Origin of the sequence: Cryobacterium sp. TMT2-17-1, assembly GCF_004402765.1 — a bacterium.
Taxonomy (GTDB): domain Bacteria; phylum Actinomycetota; class Actinomycetes; order Actinomycetales; family Microbacteriaceae; genus Cryobacterium; species Cryobacterium sandaracinum.
Genome location: NZ_SOGC01000040.1, coordinates 1 through 22,543, shown reverse-complemented (window position 1 = coordinate 22,543; position 22,543 = coordinate 1). Strand labels below are relative to the sequence as shown.

Annotated in this window: 18 protein-coding genes and 1 pseudogene; 12 read left to right on the top strand and 7 right to left on the bottom strand. The window is 66.1% G+C overall.

Annotated elements, in window-relative coordinates; translation table 11 throughout:
• The first annotated feature begins 9 nt into the window (after positions 1–9).
• From uvrA to E3O47_RS11525, 10 genes are all read left to right on the top strand, one after another.
• Positions 10–2,877 carry an excinuclease ABC subunit UvrA gene (uvrA, locus tag E3O47_RS11570; protein ID WP_233191356.1) on the top strand — a complete coding sequence of 956 codons (2,868 nt, stop codon included), beginning with the start codon at positions 10–12 and terminating at the stop codon, positions 2,875–2,877.
• Between the two features lie 17 nt (positions 2,878–2,894).
• Entirely contained in the window at positions 2,895–4,763 is a 1,869-nt protein-coding gene (gene uvrC / locus E3O47_RS11565; protein ID WP_104100548.1) for an excinuclease ABC subunit UvrC, read from the top strand.
• A gap of 62 nt (positions 4,764–4,825) precedes the next feature.
• Positions 4,826–5,701, top strand: coding sequence for an RNase adapter RapZ (gene rapZ, locus E3O47_RS11560; protein ID WP_104100549.1), 876 nt, complete (start codon positions 4,826–4,828; stop codon positions 5,699–5,701).
• A gap of 98 nt (positions 5,702–5,799) precedes the next feature.
• Positions 5,800–6,780, top strand: a complete 981-nt coding sequence (gene whiA, locus E3O47_RS11555) for a DNA-binding protein WhiA (RefSeq protein ID WP_104100550.1) — start codon at positions 5,800–5,802, stop codon at positions 6,778–6,780.
• A 125-nt stretch (positions 6,781–6,905) separates the two neighbouring features.
• Positions 6,906–7,532, top strand: coding sequence for a superoxide dismutase (locus E3O47_RS11550; protein WP_134420585.1), 627 nt, complete (start codon positions 6,906–6,908; stop codon positions 7,530–7,532).
• A gap of 83 nt (positions 7,533–7,615) precedes the next feature.
• Entirely contained in the window at positions 7,616–8,620 is a 1,005-nt protein-coding gene (gap, locus tag E3O47_RS11545) for a type I glyceraldehyde-3-phosphate dehydrogenase (protein ID WP_104100552.1), read from the top strand.
• 11 nt (positions 8,621–8,631) lie between these two features.
• On the top strand, positions 8,632–9,846 hold the full coding sequence (locus E3O47_RS11540; RefSeq protein ID WP_134420583.1) for a phosphoglycerate kinase: 1,215 nt from the start codon (positions 8,632–8,634) through the stop codon (positions 9,844–9,846).
• A complete protein-coding gene (gene tpiA / locus E3O47_RS11535; RefSeq protein WP_104100554.1) occupies positions 9,837–10,637 on the top strand; it encodes a triose-phosphate isomerase in 801 nt (266 codons plus the stop codon). Before E3O47_RS11540 ends, tpiA begins: the two co-directional genes overlap by 10 nt.
• Positions 10,638–10,799: 162 nt before the next feature.
• Positions 10,800–11,051, top strand: coding sequence for a preprotein translocase subunit SecG (secG, locus tag E3O47_RS11530; protein ID WP_104100555.1), 252 nt, complete (start codon positions 10,800–10,802; stop codon positions 11,049–11,051).
• 79 nt (positions 11,052–11,130) lie between these two features.
• Positions 11,131–11,499, top strand: coding sequence for an RNA polymerase-binding protein RbpA (locus E3O47_RS11525; RefSeq protein ID WP_104100556.1), 369 nt, complete (start codon positions 11,131–11,133; stop codon positions 11,497–11,499).
• 95 nt (positions 11,500–11,594) lie between these two features.
• Here the strand turns inward: E3O47_RS11525 and pgl are convergent, their stop codons facing one another.
• The 6 genes from pgl to tkt form a co-directional block, all read right to left on the bottom strand.
• Positions 11,595–12,365 carry a 6-phosphogluconolactonase gene (gene pgl, locus E3O47_RS11520; RefSeq protein WP_104100557.1) on the bottom strand — a complete coding sequence of 257 codons (771 nt, stop codon included), beginning with the start codon at positions 12,363–12,365 and terminating at the stop codon, positions 11,595–11,597.
• Positions 12,362–13,330 (bottom strand): glucose-6-phosphate dehydrogenase assembly protein OpcA, encoded by a 969-nt coding sequence (locus tag E3O47_RS11515; RefSeq protein WP_104100558.1) that lies wholly within the window; start codon positions 13,328–13,330, stop codon positions 12,362–12,364. Before E3O47_RS11515 ends, pgl begins: the two co-directional genes overlap by 4 nt.
• The gene (gene zwf / locus E3O47_RS11510; protein WP_134371577.1) at positions 13,327–14,868 is read right to left on the bottom strand and encodes a glucose-6-phosphate dehydrogenase; all 1,542 of its coding nucleotides are present in this window, start codon (positions 14,866–14,868) and stop codon (positions 13,327–13,329) included. The genes E3O47_RS11515 and zwf overlap by 4 nt, the downstream gene beginning before the upstream one ends.
• A gap of 69 nt (positions 14,869–14,937) precedes the next feature.
• Entirely contained in the window at positions 14,938–16,545 is a 1,608-nt protein-coding gene (locus E3O47_RS11505) for a glucose-6-phosphate isomerase (RefSeq protein ID WP_104100560.1), read from the bottom strand.
• A complete protein-coding gene (gene tal, locus E3O47_RS11500) occupies positions 16,542–17,678 on the bottom strand; it encodes a transaldolase (RefSeq protein ID WP_104100561.1) in 1,137 nt (378 codons plus the stop codon). The genes E3O47_RS11505 and tal overlap by 4 nt, the downstream gene beginning before the upstream one ends.
• 59 nt (positions 17,679–17,737) lie before the next feature.
• A complete protein-coding gene (tkt, locus tag E3O47_RS11495; protein WP_104100562.1) occupies positions 17,738–19,831 on the bottom strand; it encodes a transketolase in 2,094 nt (697 codons plus the stop codon).
• Between the two features lie 283 nt (positions 19,832–20,114).
• On the opposite strand from tkt, the gene E3O47_RS11490 reads away from it, so the two are divergent.
• Positions 20,115–21,035, top strand: coding sequence for a heme o synthase (locus E3O47_RS11490; protein ID WP_241986187.1), 921 nt, complete (start codon positions 20,115–20,117; stop codon positions 21,033–21,035).
• Between the two features lie 76 nt (positions 21,036–21,111).
• Here the strand turns inward: E3O47_RS11490 and E3O47_RS11485 are convergent, their stop codons facing one another.
• Positions 21,112–22,002 carry a COX15/CtaA family protein gene (locus E3O47_RS11485; RefSeq protein ID WP_241972974.1) on the bottom strand — a complete coding sequence of 297 codons (891 nt, stop codon included), beginning with the start codon at positions 22,000–22,002 and terminating at the stop codon, positions 21,112–21,114.
• A gap of 309 nt (positions 22,003–22,311) precedes the next feature.
• On the opposite strand from E3O47_RS11485, the pseudogene E3O47_RS11480 reads away from it, so the two are divergent.
• Positions 22,312–22,543: pseudogene (locus tag E3O47_RS11480) on the top strand (Fe-S cluster assembly protein SufB); the annotation flags it as partial.

The following is a 22,543-nucleotide window of genomic DNA, read 5'->3' as shown; positions in this document are numbered from 1 at the left end:
AATCGAATGGTGTCAATTTCCAAGGTAGAGACCGGATCAAAACTCAACGTTCGTGGCGCCCGTGTGCACAACCTGCACAACGTGGACCTCGAGATTCCGCGCGATTCGCTCGTCGTCTTCACGGGGCTGTCCGGCTCGGGCAAGTCTTCGCTCGCGTTCGACACCATCTTCGCGGAGGGCCAGCGGCGCTACGTCGAATCGCTGTCCGCGTACGCCAGGCAGTTCCTGGGCCAGGTCGACCGACCCGACGTCGACTTCATCGAGGGCCTGAGCCCTGCCGTCTCCATCGACCAGAGATCGACCAACCGCAACCCTCGGTCGACCGTGGGCACCATCACCGAGGTCTACGACTACATGCGGCTGCTCTGGGCGCGCATCGGTGTGCCGCACTGCGCCGTCTGCGGCGAGGTCATCCAGGCACAGACCGTGCAGCAGATCGCCGACCAGCTGATGGGACTCGATGAGGGCGTCCGTTACCAGGTGCTCAGCCCGGTCGTATCCCAAAAAAAGGGCGAGTTCGTCGACCTGTTCAAGGAACTGGCAGCGGGCGGTTATTCCCGCGCCATCGTCGACGGCACCCCGATCCAGCTCAACGAGCCGCCCGTTCTGAAGAAGCAGCTCAAACACGACATCTTCGTGGTCATCGACCGTCTGGTCGCCGGCCCCGACCTGTTGAGCCGGCTCACAGACTCCCTTGAGACGGCGCTCAAGCTGACCGATGGCATCGTGCAGATCAACTACGTCGACCGGGAGGGCGACGAGGCCTGGCAAAGCTACTCGGAGAAGCTCTCCTGTCCCAACAACCACCCCGTGCAGCTCACCGAGATCGAGCCGCGCACATTCTCCTTCAACGCGCCCTTCGGCTCCTGCCCTGAGTGCTCCGGGCTCGGCACGCGCATGTCGGTCGACGCAGACCTGCTTCTCGGCGACCCCGAGCTCAGCATCGCGGACGGCGTCGTGCTGCCCTGGACCACGCAGGGCAAGGGACTGTTCCAGTACTACGAGAAGCTCCTCGACGGGCTCGCCCGAGACCTGGACTTCTCCCTCGACACCCCGTGGGGCGAACTGCCCGCCGAGGTGCAGGACGCCGTTCTGCGCGGCGACAACTTCGAGGTCAAGGTGAAGTGGAAGAACCGCTACGGCCGGGAGATGAGCTACACCTCCGGCTTCGAGGGCGTCGTGCCCTACATTGAACGTCAGTACCTGCAGGCGGAGTCCGACACCCAGCGCGCCCGCTGGGGAGAATACCTGCGCGAAGTCGACTGCCCCGTCTGCTCCGGAACCCGGCTCAAGCCCGAGGTCCTCGCCGTGCTCGTGCACGGGGCCAGCATCGCTGATGTCTGCAACCTCAGTCTCACCGACGCCCGCGATTTCATGAACAAGCTCGAGCTGACCGACCGGGAGGCCGTCATCGCCGCGCAGGTGCTGCGAGAGATCAAGGCGCGCCTGGACTTCCTGATCCGCGTCGGCCTGAACTACCTCAATCTGGCCCGGGCCGCGGCGACCCTGTCCGGCGGCGAGGCGCAGCGCATCCGTCTGGCCACCCAGATCGGGTCCGGCCTGACCGGGGTGCTGTACGTGCTCGACGAACCGAGCATCGGCCTGCACCAGCGCGACAACCGACGGCTGATCGAGACCCTGGTTACCCTGCGCGACCTCGGGAACACCCTGATCGTGGTTGAGCACGACGAAGACACCATCAAGACGGCCGACTGGGTCGTCGACATCGGTCCGGGCGCCGGCGTCAACGGCGGCCATGTCGTGCATTCCGGTTCCTACGCCGACCTGCTCACCAACACGGAGTCGCTGACCGGGGACTACCTTGCCGGCCGCAGATCCATCCCGACCCCGGCCACCAGGCGCGAGATCGACCCGGCGCGCGAAATCTCGGTTATCGGCGCGGAGGCCAACAATCTCAAGAAGGTGTCGGTCAGCTTCCCGCTCGGCACGTTCACGGCCGTGACCGGCGTCAGCGGATCGGGCAAGTCGTCTCTCGTCAACGACATCCTGTACCGGGTACTGGCCAACCGGCTCAACGGCGCCCGCAAACTCCCCGGCCGGCACACTCGCGTCACCGGGCTCGAGCAGCTCGACAAGGTCATCCACGTCGACCAGGCCCCGATCGGGCGCACGCCGCGCTCCAACCCTGCCACCTACACCGGCGTCTTCGACAAGATCCGCACCCTCTTCTCCGAGACGATCGAGGCTAAGGCGCGCGGCTACCTGCCCGGCCGGTTCAGCTTCAACGTCAAGGGCGGCCGCTGCGAAGCCTGCTCCGGCGACGGCACGATCAAAATCGAGATGAACTTCTTGCCCGACGTCTACGTTGCCTGCGAGGTCTGCGGGGGAGCGCGCTACAACCGCGACACCCTCACCGTGCACTACAAGGGCAAAAGCATCGCCGAGGTGCTGGACATGCCGATCAGCGAGGCCGCCGATTTCTTCGAGGCGATCTCGTCCATCCACCGGTTCCTGAACACCCTCGTCGAGGTCGGCCTCGGCTACGTGCGCCTCGGCCAGAGCGCCACGACGCTGTCCGGCGGCGAGGCCCAGCGCGTCAAGCTGGCCACCGAGCTGCAGCGCCGGTCCAATGGCCGCAGCGTGTACGTGCTCGACGAGCCCACGACCGGCCTGCACTTCGAAGACGTGCGCAAACTGCTGCTTGTGCTGAACAGCCTGGTCGACAAGGGCAACACCGTAATCGTGATCGAGCACAACCTCGACGTGATAAAATCCGCGGACTGGGTGATCGACCTTGGTCCCGAGGGCGGCTCCGGCGGGGGCCGCGTGCTTGCCACCGGAACCCCGGAGCACGTCGCCACCGTGAAGAAGAGCCACACGGGCGTGTTCCTGAAGGAGATCCTGGCGGCACACTGACCGCCTCAGGAACCATCATGTCCGATGCGCTGAGCTACCGCCCCAAGACGGGCGAGATCCCCACGAGTCCCGGGGTGTACCGATTTCGTGACGAAACCGGGCGGGTACTCTATGTCGGCAAGGCCAAGAACCTGCGGGCGCGGCTCGCGAACTACTTCGCCCCGCTGAGCAGCCTGCATGAGCGCACCCGGCGCATGGTCACCACGGCCAGCTCGGTTGAGTGGACGGTCGTCGGCACCGAGGTCGAGGCCCTCCAGCTGGAGTGGACCTGGATCAACGAGTTCGACCCGCCCTTCAACGTGCGGTTCAAGGACGACAAGTCCTACCCGTACCTCGCGGTGACCCTCGCCGACGAGGCGCCGCGGGCTCTCGTCACCCGCACCACCGGCATCCGCGGCGCCCGGTATTTCGGACCGTACCCGAAGGTCTGGGCCGTGCACGAGACAATCGAGCTGATGCTCAAAGCCTTCCCCATCCGCACCTGCAACAACGCCAACTACAAACGGGCCATTCAGTCCGGCAAGCCCTGCTTCGGCGGGCAGATCGGGCGGTGCTTCGGCCCCTGCTCCGGCCTGGTCTCCATCGAGGAGCACCGGGTGATCGTAAATGAGTTCGTCAGCTTCATGGGCAGCCAGGATCGCAAGCTGATCAACCAGCTGACCGCGGAGATGAAGGATGCCGCGGTGGGCCAGAACTACGAGGTCGCCGCCAAACGGCGCGACCAGGTGCGGGCGCTGAACGCCGTTCTGGAGAAGAGCGCCGTCGTGCTCCGCGACAGCGTCGACATCGACCTGTTCGCCATCGACCAGGATGAACTCGCCGCGGCGGTGCAGTTGTTCATCGTGCGGGGCGGCCGCATCCGCGGTGTGCGCGGCTGGATGGTCGACAAGGAACTGGACCTCACGACGAGCGACCTGATCGACTCGATCATGCTGACGGCCTACGGCTCCGGAGCCGTGCCTCCGCGGGAGATCGTTGTGCCGGAGTTGCCCGACGACGCCGCGGCGCTGGAAACCTGGCTGGCCGGCGTCGGCAAACGCAAGGTCCGGCTTGTCGCTGCCCAGCGGGGCGAGAAGGCCGCCCTGCTCGCCACGGCGACCCAGAACGCCAAGCATGCCTTGATGCTCTACAAGACCCGGCGGAGCTCCGACTTCGTCGCCCGGTCCAAGGCCCTCGAAGACATCCAGGAGGCGTTGGAGATGCCCTCCGCGCCGCTCAGGATGGAATGCTACGACGTCTCGCACCTGAGCGGCACCAACATCGTCGCCTCCATGGTGGTGTTCGAAGACGGGTTGCCGCGAACCGACGAGTACCGCCGGTTCAGCATCCCCGAGTCCACGGATGACACGGACTCCATCTACCGCACGCTTACCCGCCGCCTGGCCTACCTGATCCCCGACGAGGAAGCGGCGCCGGAGAGCGAGGCCGATGCCACGGTGACGCGCAAGAAGTTCCGGTACCAGCCGAACCTGCTCATCGTCGACGGCGGCCAGCCTCAGGTGGCCGCGGCGGCGCGGGCGCTGCGCGAATCCGGCGTCACCGGTATCCAGCTGTGCGGAATCGCGAAGCGGCTCGAGGAAATCTGGTTGCCGGACTCCGACTACCCGGTGATCCTGCCGCGCAACAGTGACGCCCTGTTCCTGATCCAGCGCATCCGCGACGAGGCGCACCGGTTCGCGATCATGCACCAGCGCTCGAGAAGGAAGCGGGACATCACGTCGGTGCTGAACGAGGTCCCCGGTCTCGGCCCGGCCAGAGTCAAGGTGCTCCTGCAGCATTTCGGCTCCGTCACCCGGCTCAAGGAGGCGCCGGCGGAGGCGATTGCCGACGTTCGCGGCATCGGTCCGGTGCTGGCCGAGGCGATTCATCGCCACTTGCGCGCCTGAACGGTCCGGCTGATCGGTAGGCTGGACACTTAGGTTCCACCCGATCGAAGGCGCAGTCCAGAATGACAACGGAGAACGACAGGCAGGAAATGCTTATCGTGACGGGGATGTCCGGCGCAGGCCGCTCCACCGTGGCCAACGCGCTGGAAGACCTGGGCTGGTACGTCGTCGACAACCTTCCGCCGCAGATGCTGCGCCCGCTGGCCGAACTCGTCGGCCGGGCCGGCACCAGCCTGCCGAAGATCGCTGCCGTGGTCGATATCCGCGGCCGAGACTTCTTCACCGATTTCCAGGAGATCCTGCACTCGCTGCGCAAGACGTCCCAGGTACGGGTCATTTTCCTCGAAGCCCGCGACGACGTGCTCGTGCGACGGTTCGAATCCGTGCGACGACCGCATCCGCTGCAGGGCGACGGCACGATCCTTGACGGCATCGCGGCCGAGCGCGTCAAGCTCAGCGCCGTGCGCGAGTCCTGCGACCTCGTCATCGACACCTCCGATCTCAACATCCACCAGCTGGCCACGTCGATCTCGGACCGCTTCGCCGCCGAGGACGCCGCCGGGGTGCACGTCACGCTGATGAGTTTCGGCTTCAAGTACGGCCTTCCCACCGACGTCGACATGGTCGCCGATGTGCGTTTCCTTCCCAACCCGTTCTGGGTTCCCGAACTGCGCAGCCACAACGGCCAAGACTCCGAGGTACGGGATTTTGTTCTCGCCCAGACCGGGGCGCGGGAGTTCATCTCGCACTACGCGGCGGCCCTGGAACCGGTCCTCGCGGGGTACCAGCGGGAGAACAAACGCCACGCGACCATCGCGGTCGGGTGCACGGGCGGCAAGCACCGCTCGGTCGCCATGGCCGCGGAAATCGCGGCCCTGGTCAAGGACTTCCCCGGTGTCGCGGTCAGCGTCAAGAACCGCGACCTCGGACGGGAATAACCCGGTCACGGGCGACTGCATCCAGCAGACGCCCACTCCGGCCAGAACGACTACAACTCGGCCCCACATCAGGCCAGGACGACAGAATGGACAAGCGATTGGCACTCACCGCCGACGTCAAAGACGAGCTTGCTCGCGTCGAAATTTCAAAGACCACGGTGCGTGCAGCGGAACTGGCCACCATTCTCCGCTTCTCCGGCGGACTGCACATGATTTCCGGCCGGATCGCCATCGAGTCAGAGCTCGACACCCCTCTCCTCGCCAGGAGGGTGCGCAAAGATCTCGCCGAGCTCTACGGCGTGCGCAGCGACGTGACCGTGATCCCCGCCGCCGGCCTGAGGCGCGCCAGCCACTACCTGGTGCGAGTGCTTGACGGCGGCGAAACCCTCGCGCGCCAGACCGGGCTGCTCGACGCGAGACGGCGCCCGATTCGCGGTCTGCCGAACCGGCTCACCACGGGCTCGAAGGAAGAGATCGCCGCTGTCTGGCGTGGAGCCTTCCTCGCCCACGGCTCGTTGACCGACCCGGGTCGTTCGGCGGCGCTGGAGGTCACCTGCCCCGGGAACGAATCTGCCATGGCCCTCGTGGGAGCCGCCGGCCGCCTCGGAGTCGTCGCCAAGGCGCGTGAGGTACGGGGCGTGCACCGGGTCGTCATCCGCGACGGCGACGCCATCGGCGCCATGCTCGTGCAGATGGGGGCGCAGGAGACCGTGCTCAACTGGGAGGCCCTCCGCCAGCGTCGGGAAGTGCGCGCGACTGCGAACCGACTGGTCAACTTCGACGACGCGAACCTGCGCCGCTCCGCTCAGGCCGCGGTGGCCGCGTGCGCGCGCGTGCAGCGCGCCATGGAAATCCTTGACGAGGAGATCCCGGAGCACCTCCGGTATGCGGGCGAGCTGCGCCTCTCCTTCCGCGACTCCAGCCTCGACGAGCTCGGTCACCACGCGGACCCGCCCATGACGAAGGATGCCGTCGCCGGCCGCATCCGTCGCCTGCTGGCCATGGCCGACAAGAAGGCCGCCGACCTGGGCATCCCGGGCACGGACGCGAACCTCCCGGCCGACCTCGATGACGTCTGACCTGCCCGGCGTTCAGCGTTCATCCACGTTCGTCACAGCCACAGCGCATCCTGAGTAGACTGGAATGGTTGCTCACGAACGGGTGGCGGAGCGTTTCGCGCCGACAACTACAGAGGAGATGCACCTTGGCTGAATACACACTTCCGGCTCTGGCCTACGACTACTCGGCTCTTGCGCCGAGTATCAGCGGCACCATCATGGAACTCCATCACGGAAAGCACCACCAGGCCTACGTCACCGGGGCCAACACAGCCCTGGCCCAGCTGGCCGAGGCTCGCGACAGCGGCAACCTCACCTTTGTGAACAAGCTCGAGAAGGACCTCGCGTTCAACCTGGGCGGCCACGTCAACCACTCGATCTTCTGGACCAACCTGTCGCCCGATGGCGGAGACAAGCCCACTGGTGACCTGGCTAGCGCAATCGAGGACAACTTCGGTTCCTTCGACAAGTTCCAGGCCCACTTCGCGGCCGTGGCCCTTGGCGTTCAGGGCTCCGGCTGGGCGGTTCTCGCCTGGGACTCGATCGGCCAGCGCCTGATCATTCAGCAGTTCTTCGACCAGCAGGCCAACTTTGCGGCCGGCACGATTCCGGTGCTGATGCTCGACGTCTGGGAGCACGCGTACTACCTCGACTACCGCAACGTTCGTGCGGACTATGTGAAGGCGTTCTGGAACATCATCAACTGGGCCAACGTACAGGAACGCTTCACCATCGCACGCGAAAAGACCACCGGACTGCTGCTCCTTTCCTGAGAGGAGGGGCCCCCACGGGGGCCCGCAGCCCGTCCGATTCACCCACCACAACGCGCCTCGGCGCACAAGAATAGGAGACATTCGTGTCTGTAAAGATTGGTATTAACGGATTTGGCCGCATTGGCCGTAATTATCTTCGCGCCGTCCTGGCCCAGGGCAGCGACATCGAGATCGTCGCCGTGAACGACCTCACCGAGGCGAAGACGCTGGCTCACCTTCTTAAATATGACTCCATCACCGGTCGCCTTCCCGCCACCGTCGAGGTCGATGGAGACACCATCCTCGTCAACGGCAAGCCGATTAAGGTTCTTGCCGAGCGCGACCCCGCCAACCTGCCCTGGGCAGCCCTGGGCGTCGACATTGTGATCGAATCCACCGGACGCTTCACCAAGGCTGAGGATGCGCGCAAGCACATCACCGCCGGTGCCAAGAAGGTCATCGTTTCCGCTCCTGCCTCCGGCGAGGCGGCAACCATCGTCATGGGCGTCAATGAGGCAGACTACGACCCGGCCAAGTTCGACATCATCTCCAACGCGTCGTGCACCACGAACTGCCTCGCGCCCCTCGCGAAGGTGTTCAACGACAACTTCGGCATCAAGCACGGCCTGATGACCACGATCCACGCGTACACGGCCGACCAGAACCTGCAGGACGGCCCGCACTCTGACCTGCGTCGTGCCCGCGCGGCCGCTCTGAACATCATTCCGACCACGACCGGTGCCGCCAAGGCCCTCGGCCTGGTTCTGCCGGAGCTCAAGGGCAAGCTTGACGGCTTCGCGCTGCGCGTTCCGGTTCCCACCGGCTCCATCACCGACCTCACCGTCGTTGCCGAGCGTCCCGTCACCGTCGAGGCCATCAAGGCCGCGTACAAGGCTGCCGCCGAGGGTCCCCTCAAGGGCATCCTCATGTACACGGAAGACGAGATCGTCTCCAGTGACATCGTCACCGACCCGCACTCCTCGATCTTCGATGCCGGCCTGCTTCGCGTCATCGGCGACCAGGTCAAACTGTCCGCATGGTACGACAACGAATGGGGCTACTCCAACCGCATGGTTGACCTCACTGCGCTCGTCGCCAAGAGCCTCTAACGGAGTCCGCAGTGACGCTGCGTACTATTGATTCACTGGGGCAGCTCGGCGGAAAGCGCGTCATCGTCCGTTGTGACCTGAATGTGCCGTTGCAAGACGGTCAGATCACCGACGATGGGCGTGTCCGGGCATCCTTGCCCACCATCAAGGCCCTCATCGAGCAGGGCGCGCGAGTTGTGATCGTGTCGCACCTCGGTCGACCGAAGGGCGCACCGGAAGCCAAGTACAGCCTGGCTCCCGTTGCCGACCGTCTCGGCGAGCTCCTGGGCGCGGACGTGGCATTCGCCACGGACACGGTCGGGGCGTCGGCTCAGGCTGCCGTTGCCGCCCTCACCGACGGTGACGTGGTTGTTCTCGAGAACCTCCGCTTCAACGCGGGGGAGACCGCCAAGGACGACGCCGCGCGCGGCGCCTTCGCCACGGAGCTTTCCGCTCTGGGCGATGTGCTCGTCTCGGATGGCTTTGGCGTCGTGCACCGCAAGCAGGCCAGTGTGTACGACCTCGCCGGGATCCTTCCCAGCGCGGCCGGCCTCCTGATCGCCGCTGAGCTCGAAGTCCTGGACCGCCTCACCGAGAAGCCCGAAGCGCCGTACGCGGTCGTTCTGGGCGGCTCGAAGGTGTCCGACAAGCTCGGCGTCATCGGGCACCTGCTGCCCCGCGTCAACTCGCTGCTCATCGGCGGCGGCATGGCATACACGTTCCTCGCCGCTCAGGGCCACAAGGTGGGCGCAAGCCTGCTGGAGGCCGACCAGATCGAAACCGTTCGCGGTTACCTTCAGGAAGCGGAGCGCCTGGGCGTGCGGATCGTGCTGCCGACGGATATCGTCGTTGCCTCCAAGTTTGGGGCAGACGCCGAAGTGGCGGTCACCCCGGCCGACGCGATCGAGAGCACCACGTTCGGTGCCTCCGGTCTCGGTCTGGACATCGGACCGGAGACCGGTGCGGCGTTCGCCGACATCATCCGGTCGTCGAAGACGGTCTTCTGGAACGGCCCGATGGGCGTGTTCGAGTTGGCGCCGTTCGCGGAGGGCACCCGTGCGGTGGCCGGCGCGCTGACCGAGGTCGACGGCCTGAGTGTCGTCGGTGGTGGAGATTCGGCCGCGGCCGTGCGCATCCTCGGTTTCACCGATGACCAGTTCGGTCACATTTCTACCGGCGGCGGCGCGAGCCTCGAGTTCCTCGAGGGTAAGCGCCTGCCAGGACTGGAGGTCCTCGGATGGCAGTAAACGAACACCCACGACGCACTCCGCTGATTGCCGGAAACTGGAAGATGAACCTGGACCACCTCCAGGCCATCGCGTTCGTCCAGAAGCTCGCCTGGAATCTCAAGGATGCGAAGCACGATGTCGCAGCGGTCGAGGTCGCGGTGTTCCCACCGTTTACCGACCTCCGCTCCGTGCAGACGCTCGTCTCCGCTGACAAGCTCCCGATCGTCTTCGGCGGCCAGGACCTGTCGGCCCAGGATTCGGGCGCGTACACCGGTGAAATCTCCGGCGCGTTCCTCGCGCAGCTCGAGTGCAAGTATGTGTTGATCGGTCACTCCGAGCGCCGCACACTGCACGCCGAGACTGACGAGATCGTCTCGGCGAAGGTCACGGCAGCGCTCAAGCACAACCTGGTTCCGATCATCTGCGTCGGCGAGTCTGCCGCGGACCTGGAACTGCACGGCCCGAGCGCCGTACCGGTCGCCCAGCTGCGCGCGGCCCTGGCCGGCGTGACCAACGCGGCCGACTTCGTCGTCGCCTACGAGCCCGTCTGGGCGATCGGTTCCGGCAAGGCGGCAACGCCGGAGCAGGCCGAGCAGGTGGCGGCGCAACTGCGTCTCGTGCTCACGGAGACGCTGGGCCAGGATGTGGCCGACAAGACCCGTATCCTGTACGGCGGTTCCGTGAAGGGTTCGAATATCGCGGGCTTCATGCGCGAGCCGAACGTGGACGGCGCCCTGGTGGGCGGTGCCAGCCTGGATATCGACGAATTCTCGAGCATCGTCCGGTTCCAGCAGCACGTCGGTCTGTAACAAGACAACTGCACCACATCTGCTGTCTCAACTCGGCAGCAGGCCTCGAAGCAGCCCATCGGCCCCCAACAGGGGGTCGGTGGGCTGGTTCGTGAGTCAGGCTATGATTATCACTGATCTTGATGGGTTTTTTGGGCCCATCGCACTGTGAAAGGTTTTTGCGTGGAGATTCTCCAGGTTGTGCTGCAGGTGTTGCTCGGAATTACGAGTCTCCTGTTGACCATGCTCATTTTGCTTCACAAGGGGCGTGGTGGCGGTCTGTCCGACATGTTCGGCGGAGGTGTCACTTCCAACCTCGGTGCGTCCGGTGTGGCGGAACGCAACCTCAACCGCATCACCGTCATCCTGGGGTTGCTCTGGATTACCTGCATCGTAATCCTGGGACTCCTCACCAAGTTCGACACGGGGCTTTAGCCTCCCGTTTCACAGTTTCGACGAGCTCTAGCTCAACCGGTCAATCGGCTACAACGCCCTTTTCAAGCGGAGGAACATAATGGCATCTGGTGGCAGCGCAATCAGAGGATCCCGGGTCGGTGCCGGCCCCATGGGCGAGCAGGACCGCGGTTTTCACGCGGACCGCATCAAGGTGTCCTACTGGGACGCCCTCGGCAACGAGACCGTGCGTTACTTCGCGGCAAACCTCCCCGATGAGGAGATTCCGGTGACCATCGACTGCCCGTCGTCGGGGCTCCCGGCCGGGCGGGACAAAGAGAACCCGCCGTCGGTGGTCAAGCTTGAACCGTACAAGACGCACCTTGCCTACGTGAAGGAACGCCGCACCGAGGAAGAGGCAGAATCGCTCCTCGAAGAAGCGTTGGAGCAGTTGCGCGTGCGCCGGGGCAAGCTGTCCGCGACGAACTGACGTTTGGACGCGCACGCCTGTCGTTCACTGAGAAAGGCCCCGACTCCGGTCGGGGCCTTTCTCGGTGTGCGGGTCTGCCCGAGCGGGTGACTGTTCTAGAACGTCGACGCGGTGAGGTTCTCGGGGACCTCCGCAGCGGCCTCCCGGTCGACGAAGAAGTTCGTGTACCGGCGGCCCTTGATGCCCGCCACGGGCACTTCGTCGCGGCTGGCGCCGGCTAGGGCGAGACCGAGCGCCGATGCCTTGTCCGGCCCGGCCAGCACCATCCACACGCACCGTGAGGAGTTCAGGGCCGGTCGGCTGAGGCTGAGCCGCTCCGCCGGGGGCTTGGGAGAGTTGCGCACGGCGAGCACGCTCTTGCTATGTTCGCGGATGCCGGCCTGGTGCGGGAATAGGGAGGCGACGTGGCCGTCCGGCCCGACGCCGAGGAAGGTGATGTCGAAGCGCGGCAGGTCGGTTCCCTCGATCGAGGCGGACTCGAGCAACGCGGCGTAGCTCTCGACTGCGGTGTCGAGGTCGACTCCTTCGTCCGAGGCGGCGAAGGGGTGGATGTTCGCCTCCGGGATCTGGATGTGGTCGAGTAGGGCGGTGCGAGCCTGGCGCTCGTTGCGGTCGGGGTGCTCCTTGGGCACCCAGCGCTCGTCACCCCACCAGAACGTGACCAGGGCCCAGTCGATGGTGTCGCGGGCCGCGGAGGCGTTGACAGCTTCCAAGACCTCGATCGCGACGCTGCCGCCGGCCAGGACCACGTTGACTTCTCCCTGTTCGTGCAGGAGGTCCACGGTCGTTGTGATAAATCGGGCGGCCACCGAGGCGGCCAGGGCCGCGCGATCGGTGTGCACAAGTACGCGTCGTTCGTTGGTCACGGTCGTCCTTCGTTGTGTTCTGCGACCACATCGTCAAGGTGCGGTAGGCCGCGCGTGATGACCTCACCATACAGCTCATCGGGGTCGAGGCGGCGCAGCTCGTCGCTGAGGCAGTCCCGCAGGCTCCGCCGCTTGAGGGTGAGGTCCTGAACGGGCTGGCCGGGCTGGGTGAGTCTGGCGATGTCGGGCACTTCTCGTTCGAGCGAGATGAGCCCGGCGGAGCGCGTCAGGTGCACACTCCGGATGCCGTGGGACAGCGGCCCCGTAGTGAACTCGTAGTCCACCGAGACCTGCAGCTGCAGAGCGAGCCAGGCGGCGAGGAGTGTCGTGGAGGGCGAGTCCGCGGCACCGGTCACCTGCACGGCGGTCACAGGCAGGTAGGGCGGCTGGTCGAGGACCGCCGCCAGCTGGGCGCGCCAGAGGGTGAGGCGGGTCCAGGCGAAGTCCGTGTCGCCGGGACGGTATGAACCGCAGAGGTGATGAAGCGCGGCCTGCGGGTCGGGCTGCGCGGAAGCATCCGTGATGCGCCGGTGGGCGATGCGCCCGAGGGGCGAATCCGCTGGCACAGTGGGCGCCACACCGGGCCACCAGGCCACGACGGGGGCGTCGGGCAGGAGCAGACCGGTGACCAGGCTTTCCGGGTCGCTGGCGGCCTCACCGTAGGCGCGCAGCACGATGACCTCGCTGGCGCCCGCGTCCCCGCCGACACGGATTTCCGCGTCGACGCGGGGGGCGAGTGGGGAGGCCGTGTCATCCTGGTCCATCGTCGACAGCACGATCACGCGCATAGGGTGTTCCCTGGACGCGTCGTTCGCGGCCTCGATGGCCTCCTCCTCGCGGCCCATGGTGGACGCGATGATGAGCGTAAGCACGCGGCCGAGGGCCACCGCGCCGCCTTCTTCGCGGATGCGCACCAGGGCCTTGGAGATCTTGGAGGTGGTCGTGTTGGGCAGATCGACGATCATGGGCGTCTCCAATGTCGGCCGTCGCGGGACAGCAGTTCGTCGGCCGAGACCGGACCCCAGGTTCCCGGCCGGTATTGCTCGGGCTGGCCCTGCTTCGCCCAGAACTCCTCGATCGGGTCGAGGATCTTCCACGACAGCTCGACCTCCTCGTGCCGGGGAAAGAGCGGCGGGTCGCCCAGGAGCACGTCGAGGATGAGCCGCTCATAGGCCTCGGGGCTGGCCTCGGTGAAGGCGTGGCCGTAGCCGAAGTCCATCGTCACGTCGCGCACCTGCATGCCGGCACCGGGCACCTTGGAACCGAAACGGATGGTGACGCCTTCGTCGGGCTGCACCCGGATGACCAGGGCGTTCTCGCCCAACGGTGCGGAGTTTCCCTTGCCGAAGAGGTGCTGGGGGGCTCGTTTGAACACCACGGCGATCTCGGTGACCCGGCGGCCCAGACGCTTGCCCGCACGCAGGTAGAAGGGCACCCCTGACCACCGGCGGTTCTCAATGGTCAGCCGCAGCGCGGCATACGTTTCGGTGAGGGATTCGGGGTCCATCCCGTCCTCGTCCAGAAACCCCACGACCTTCTCGCCGCCCTGCCAACCGCCGGCATACTGGCCGCGGGCCGTGCCACGGGCGAGGTCGTCGGGAAGCCGGACGGAGGCGAGAACCTTCTCTTTCTCCGTGCGCAGGTCGGCAGCGTCGAAGGAGATTGGTTCCTCCATGGCGGTTAGCGCTAGAAGCTGCAGCAGGTGGTTCTGGATGACGTCCCGGGCTGCGCCGATGCCGTCGTAGTAGCCGGCCCGACCGCCCACGCCGATGTCCTCGGCCATGGTGATCTGCACGTGGTCGACGTAGTTGGCGTTCCAGATCGGTTCGTACAACTGGTTCGCGAAGCGGAGGGCCAGAATGTTTTGCACCGTCTCCTTGCCCAGGTAATGGTCGATGCGGAAGACCGAGTCGGGCGGGAAGACCGACTCGACCACGGCGTTGAGTTCGCGCGCGGTCTGCAGGTCACTGCCGAACGGCTTCTCGATCACGACCCGCCGCCACTGCCCGTCCGTCTGATCGGCCAGGCCCGAGCGGCGCAGCTGCTCCGTGACCTGCGGGAATGCTTTCGGCGGGATCGACAGGTAGAACGCATGGTTGCCCATCGTCCCGCGCTCCCGATCGAGTTGCGCGATGGTGTCCTTGAGCAGTTGGAACGACGCGGCGTCGTCGAACGACCCCGGCACGAAACGGATGCCCTCGGCCAGCTGAGTCCAGACGTCCTCGTTGAACTCGGTGCGCGCGTACTCCTTGACCGAGTCGTGCACGACTTTCATGAAGTCCTCGTTGGTCCAGTCGCGGCGTGCGAATCCGACGAGCGCGAAACCCGGCGGAAGCAGGCCGCGGTTGGCGAGGTCATAGACGGCCGGCATGAGTTTCTTCCGCGACAGGTCACCGGTGACGCCGAAGATCACCAAGCTGCTGGGCCCGGCGATGCGATTCAGACGGTAGTCGTTTGGTGAACGCAGTGGATTGAACTCCGGGGTGATTTCCACCGGGGACATGCAGCTCCTTCGAGGTGTGGCGTTCGAGCACGTTGTTCGGCGCCGGCCCGCGGGCCGGCGCCGAACGGGTTAGCGCAGTGCGTCGAACAGGGTGGCGATGTTCATGGCCGGGTCGGTCAGCGTCAGCGTCAGTACGGGGCGACCGTGGTCCGCCAGCACGCTGGCGTCACCGCTGGCTTGGGCCAGGATTAGTTCCCCGAACGTGAAGGGGCGCTCCGGGATGTCGAGGTCGACGTCCGGGGTGGTGAGGATCTGCAGGAACACTCCGGTGGCCGGTCCGCCCTTGTGCAGCTGGCCGGTGGAGTGCAGGAACCGCGGTCCCCAGCCGAACGTGACCGGGCGCTTGGCCAGTGCGGCCAGCAGATCACGGATTTCGGCGAGCTGGGGCAGTTCCAGCCGGTTGACGTAGGCCTGCACGGAGATGTAGCCGTCCGTGCCCAGCTCCTCGATCAGGGCATCGATAGCGGAGGGCAGGTCGCTGGCGGCGCCGATCACGTGCGCGGTGCCGCGGATCTCGATTCCGTCCGTGATGAACGCGGCGGGGACCGGTTCGGGACGGGCGTCGAGGAGACCGCGGGTCGCGTTTTTGGCGGCCTCGACATCCGGCTGGTCGAACGGGTTGATGCCCAGCAAGCGGCCGGCGACGGCGGTGGCATACTCCCAGACGAGGAACTGCGCGCCGAGGGTGCCGCTGATCCGGATCTCGTCGTGTCCGCCGTTATCGGAGAACACGTCGCGGCCGGCGTCGGAGACCAGGCGAACAACCTGCAGGTCAGGCAGGTCCAGGGTCAGCTCGGGGGCATCCAGGTCGAGCACGACGGGAAGGATGCCGATGCCCTGTTTGCCGGTGGATTCGGCGATCAGCTGTTCGGCCCAGTCGGCGAAACCGACGATGTGGGTGCCATCCTCGACGATTGCGAGCTTGTCGCGGCGCGGGGTGGTCGCGGCGATGGCCGCACCCAGGATGAGCCCCGGGTTCTCGGCGGTGTCCACGGCAAGGGAAAGCGAAACGGCCTCGGCCTCGTCGAGCAGCTCGGCGATGTCCACGCCGGCAAGGCCGGACGGAACGAGTCCGAACGCAGTCAACACCGAGAAACGTCCACCGACCGTGGGGTCCGCGTTGAAGACGCGGTAGCCCACGGAACGGGCATCCGCGTCGAGGGGGGAGCCAGGGTCGGTCACGATGATGATGCGCTCGACCGGGTCAATGCCGGCCTCGCGGAAGGCGCGCTCGAAGACACGGCGCTGACTGTCGGTCTCGACCGTGGAGCCGGACTTCGACGACACCACGAGCGCGGTGGCGGCCAGGTTCTCGCCGAGGGCCGCGAGGACCTGACCGGGGTCGGTGGAGTCGAGCACGGTGAGGTTCACGCCGGCGGTGCGGGTGATGACCTCGGGGGCCAACGACGAGCCACCCATGCCGGTGAGGGCGATACGGGTGACTCCGCCGGCCCGCAGGGAGTCGCGCAGGGCAAGGATCTCCGCGACCAGCGGACGGGAATCCGTAACGGACTCGGTCCAGCCGAGTCGCTTCGCGGCTTCGGCTTCGGCTTCGGGGCCCCAGAGGGCCGGGTCAAGGGCGGTGATCCCGGATGCGACGAGGTCGGCCACCAGGGTCGGGACGGTGGTGCGAACGGCCTCGGCCGCCGCGCCGCTCACGGAGATGTGGAAGCTCACAGTGCGGCCCCGTTCTTGGTCGTCGTGGCGGTCTCGAGGGCAGCGGTCACGGTCTCGAGGAGTTCATTCCACGAGACGATGAACTTGGCCACGCCTTCGGCCTCGAGTACCTGGGTGACGTCGTTGTACGAGACACCCTCGTTCGCGAGTGCGTCGAGAACCAGGTTGGCTTCGTCGTACGCGCCGGTGATGGAGTTCGCGGGGATGACGCCGTGGTCGAGTGTGGCCTCGAGGGTCTTCTCCGGCATGGTGTTGACGACCTCGGGCGCGACCAGGTTGGTCACATACAGGGTGTCGGGGAGGCTGGGGTCCTTGACGCCGGTGGAGGCCCAGAGGGGGCGTTGCTTGTTGGCTCCGGCGCTGATCAGGCCGAGGGCGCGTTCGGTGGAGAAGGCTTCCTCGTAGACCTGATAGGCGAGCTGGGCGTTCGCGACGCCGGCCTTGCTCTTGAGCGCAAGCGCGGCTGTCGTCCCGATGACCTCAAGGCGGGTGTTGATCTCGGTGTCGACCCGCGAGACGAAGAACGACGCAACGGAGTGGATCACGCTGAGGTCGAGGCCGGCCGCCTTGGCCTTCTCCAGGCCGGACAGGTACGCGTTGATGACCTGGCGGTGACGTTCGAGGCTGAAGATCAGGGTGACGTTGACGCTGATGCCGAGGGCGATCGTCGCGGTGATCGCCTCGAGACCTTCCACCGTTGCGGGGATCTTAATCATGGCGTTGGGTCGATTGACCTTCGCCCACAGTTCCTGGGCCTGCGTGACCGTGCCGGCCGCGTCGTGGGCCAGCCCGGGCTCGACCTCGATCGACACGCGCCCGTCGACGCCGCGGGTGCGATCGTAAACCGGGCGGAAGATATCGCTGGCCGCGGTCACATCGTCGGTGGTGATCTCGAACACGGCGTCGTGCACGCTGGTGCCGGCGGCGGCAAGAGCGGCCACCTGCTCCGCGTACGCCTCGCCCTTGCTGAGGGCGCCGGCGAAGATCGTCGGGTTGGTGGTCACGCCGACGATGTTCTTCGTGTCGATCAGGTTCGCCAAGCCGCCGGAAGCGATGCGTTCCCGGGACAGGTCGTCCAGCCAAATGCTGACGCCGGCCAATGACAGCTCGGCTAGGGGAGTGTTCTCAGTCATATTTCGTATCTCCTTGGAATGCAGGGTATTCAGGTGTGTGGTGTCGCGGCGCAGCGGGTTCAGTTCGCGGCGAGAGATTCCTTGGCGGCGGCGACGACGGCATCCGTCGTGATGCCGAATTCACGGAACAGGGTCTTGTAATCGGCCGACGCACCGAAGTGCTCGATCGAGACGCTGCGGCCACGGTCGCCGACGTACTTGTCCCAGGTCAACGCTATGCCCGCCTCGACGGATACCCGGGCGGTGATCGATGCGGGCAGGACAGCCTCGCGGTACTCGGCGCTCTGCTCCCGGAACCATTCGAGGCTGGGGGCCGACACGACGCGCGCGCTGATGCCTTCGGCCTGGAGCTGCTCGCGGGCCGCCAGGGCCAGCTGCACCTCGGAGCCGGTGCCGATCAGGATCACATCAGGTGTGCCGCCCGCAGCCTCAGCGAGCACGTAGGCGCCCCGGGCCACGTTTCGGGCGGATGCGAGCACGTCGCCGGTGGCGTCGCCCTCGCCGCGCTCAAACACGGGAATGTTCTGGCGGGTCAGCACGATGCCGGCCGGTCCCTGGCGGCGCTCGAGGATCGTCTTCCACGCCCAGGACACCTCGTTGGCGTCGCCGGGGCGCACCACATCGAGTCCGGGGATGGCGCGCAGGGTCGCGAGCTGCTCGATCGGCTGGTGGGTGGGGCCGTCCTCGCCGAGGGCGACGGAGTCGTGGGTCCAGACGAAGATCGAGGGGGCCTGCATCAGCGCGGCCAGGCGGATGGCCGGTCGCATGTAGTCGCTGAAGATCAGGAAGGTGCCGCCGAAGGGGCGGGTGTTCCCATGCAGCACGATGCCGTTCAGGATGGCGGCCATGGCGTGTTCGCGAATGCCGAAGTGCAGCACGCGGCCGTAGGGGTTGCCGGTCCATTCATTGGTGGAGTGCTCGCTCGGAATGAAGGAGGCAGCACCGCCGATGGTGGTGTTGTTCGATTCTGCGAGGTCGGCGGAGCCACCCCACAGCTCGGGGATGACCGTGCCGAGCGCGGTGAGGACCTTGCCGGACGCGGCACGGGTCGATACCTCCGTGCCGGCGGGGAAGACGGGCAGGGCCGCCTCGACGCCGTCGGGCAGGTCGCCGGAGAGCACCCGATCGAGTAGGTTCTTGCGCTCAGGGTTGGCGGTCGCCCAGGCCTCGAACTCGACGTTCCAGGCGGAGTGGGCGACGGCCCCGCGGTCCACGGCCTGTCGGGTGTGCGCGATGACCTCGTCGGCGACCTCGAAGGCCTGCGCGGGGTCGAAACCGAGGACCGTTTTGACGGCGGCCAGCTCCTCGGCGCCGAGCGCCGAGCCGTGGATCTTGCCCGTGTTCTGCTTCTTCGGGCTGGGCCAGCCGATGATGGTCTTCAGGATGATCAGCGACGGCTTGTCGGTGACTGCCTGGGCCGCCTCGATCGCGTCGTGGAGTGCGGCGATGTCCTCGACGTAGGCGCCGGTCTGCTTCCAGTCGACTGTCTGCACGTGCCAGTCGTAGGCCGAATAGCGGGCCGCGACATCCTCGGTGAAGGCGATGTTGGTGTCGTCCTCGATGGAGATCTGGTTGCTGTCGTAGATCGCGATCAGGTTGCCGAGCTGCTGGTGGCCGGCGAGGGAGGAGGCCTCGCTCGTGATGCCTTCCTGCAGGTCGCCGTCGCCGGCGATCACGTACACGAAGTGATCGAACGGGCTCGTGCCGACCGACGCCTCCGGGTCGAACAGTCCGCGCTCGAAGCGGGAGGCGTAGGCGAAGCCGACGGCGGAGGCCAGACCCTGGCCCAGAGGACCGGTCGTGATCTCGACCCCGTCGGTGTGGCCGTACTCCGGGTGCCCGGGCGTCTTGGAACCCCAGGTGCGCAGAGCCTTCAGATCTTCGAGCTCGAGTCCGTAGCCACCGAGGTACAACTGCACGTACTGGGTGAGCGAGCTGTGGCCGACCGAGAGAATGAAACGGTCCCGACCGATCCACTCGTTGTCGGACGGGTCACGCCGCATCACCTTCTGGAACAGGAGGTAGGCCGCGGGAGCGAGGCTCATGGCGGTACCGGGATGCCCGTTCCCGACCTTCTCCACGGCATCGGCCGCGAGGAGGCGCGCGGTGTCGACCGCCTTGCTGTCAATTGAATCCCACTGCAGTGCTGCCACTTGGTATTGACCCTTCTGAAGACAGGGGAGAAGGTTGCTGAGAACCCGCACCCGCTATTGTGCGCGCCCGAGGACATCAGCGTCATCACGGTGTCGCAGCAGATGCCCGGTTCCGGTGGATCAGCATGCATGCACCGAGATTGGCGAGCACCCCCAGTATAGGCAACGCCGGTTCGGACCCGTGATGTGTCGTCTCGTGACGCACCCCGGGCGGCCCGTCGACGGTTTCGGTTCCGACAGTTCGCCTAGAATCACAGTCACTGTCACCAGCGTTGGAGGAGCTTTGCCCGGAGCCGCCGAAACCCACATCCTGAGCGCCCCACGCACGCTCCGGCGCACGGCAAGGGCCTACCTCTCGCTGACCAAGCCGCGGGTCGTGGAACTGCTCCTGGTGGTTACCGCTCCCACGATGATCCTGGCCGAACAGGGCATCCCGAGCCTGTGGCTGGTCGTGGCAACTCTGATCGGCGGTGCGCTTAGCGCCGGCTCTGCCGGGGCGTTCAACTGCTACGTCGACCGGGACATCGACCGGCTGATGAAGCGTACCCAGAATCGCCCGCTCGTCACGGGGGAACTCACCGACCGGCAGGCCCTGGTGTTCGCCTGGCTGGTCGGCCTGGCATCGATTCTCTGGCTGCTGGCCTTCACGAACTGGCTCGCCGCGGCCCTGTCGCTGGGCGCCATCCTGCTCTATGTCGTCTTCTACACGATGGTTCTGAAACGCCGCACGGCCCAGAACATAGTCTGGGGCGGCATCGCGGGCTGCATGCCCGTGCTCATCGGCTGGGCCGCAGTGACCGGCGACCTGTCATGGCCGCCCTTCGTCCTGTTCCTGATCATCTTCCTGTGGACGCCGCCGCACTACTGGCCGCTTTCCATGAAATACCGTGACGACTATCAGGCCGCCGGGGTGCCGATGCTCGCCGTCGTGCGCGGCCGCAGCCAGGTGGGCCTACAGGTCATCCTGTACGCCTGGGCGACCGTCGCCTGCTCGCTCCTGCTCGTACCGATCGCGGACATGGGCCTGCTGTACCTTTTTGTGGCCCTGGTGACCGGCGCCTGGTTCATCTCCGAGACGCACCGGCTGTACGGCCTGGCGATCCGTCACGTGGAGGTGTCGCCGATGCGCCTCTTCCACGGTTCGATCGCCTATCTCACCCTGTTGTTCCTGGCCGTCGGAGTTGATCCGCTGCTCCCGTTCTAGCCCGCAGCTCCCGTTCGACACCGGGCACGGCGTTCGGGCCGTGATGATCACAACTAAACGACGAGGACTTACGTCGCTACCGGCGACCGACCAAGTCGGGGGTGGTCGCTCTGGGGGACACCCGCACGTCCACCGGTTTGCTGAGGTTCAGGACGAGCGCGGTCAGGATGGCCACGAGCACGCAGGAGAGCACCATGTGGATGCCGACCAACCCGGCAGGGAGCCCCGTGTTGGACTGGATCAGGCCGACGCCGACCTGCATGGCCTCGACGAGCAGAAGGAGAAGGGCCCAGCCCTGCGTCGGCAGAGCGCGCGAGAAGGCCACGACGAGGAGAACCACGGTGAGGGCAACGGTGACGTAGGCCGGCCAGCTGTGCACGTGCTGCAGGATTTCGGGGTCAAGGCCCGTGCGGGGAGCATCCGCGTCCCCGGCGTGCGGGCCCGAGCCGGTGGTGAGAATGCCGACGAGGATCGTGACGAACACGACGGCGCTCGTGGCATACGCCAGCGTCCGATACCAGACCGGAACCGCGAGGGTGCGCCGCACCCGGCCGGTGTAGACCCGGTGCACGAAGACGGTGCACAGCAGGACCAGGATCACGGAGATCACGAAGTGGATGCCGACCACATAGGGGTTCAGCTGGGCAAGAACGCTGATGCCGCCGATAACGGCCTGCGCGGGGATGCCCAACCCCGCGAGCAGGGCGACCCAGAACAGGTCGGGGCGTTCCTTGCGGAGGCGCACCACGGCGAGGAAGGCCGCGATCGCGACCAGGCCGAGGGCAACTCCGAGCAGGCGATTGCCGAATTCGATGTAGCCGTGGATGCCCATCTCGGGCGTGTTGACCACTGAGTCCGCGGTGCACTTGGGCCAGGTGGGGCAACCGAGGCCCGAGCTGGTCAGGCGCACCAGGCCTCCCGTCCCGACCAGCAGAATCTGGGCGGCGAGGTAGATCCACGCGATCACACGCACACGCCTGTCAATCCTGGTCGGCAACCACGCCGTAATTCGATTCACCGGTTCTGCTCCCTCTTCGATGACCACATGTGAAAACGCCGGATCGCACTGCTGAACCCGTCGCCAGCCTGTAGAATTAAGTTTTTCATGGGCGGGAACGTTGCGGTTGCCACAACCGCGGCGCGCGTCGTCCTTAAACATCTTAGGTACGCAACGTAGCCGCCCACACAACCGATCCCTGACTGGGTCTCCGCTGGAGGCCATTCTGGGAACGACCGGACTAATATCCGGGTTGCCGGGGTGGCAGAAGAGGTAAATATGTCTGACGTCCTTCTTGACCGCCCCGAACTTGCGGGGCTCGGTGTCTACGAGTTCGGGTGGTCCGACTCCGATGCTGCTGGTGCCTCCGCTCGCCGCGGGATTTCGCCGGAGGTGGTGACTGATATCTCCAATCTCAAGGGCGAGCCTGAGTGGATGCTGCAGCGTCGCCTCAAGGCCCTTGAGTTGTTTGAGCGCAAGCCGATGCCGACTTGGGGTGCTGACCTGTCGG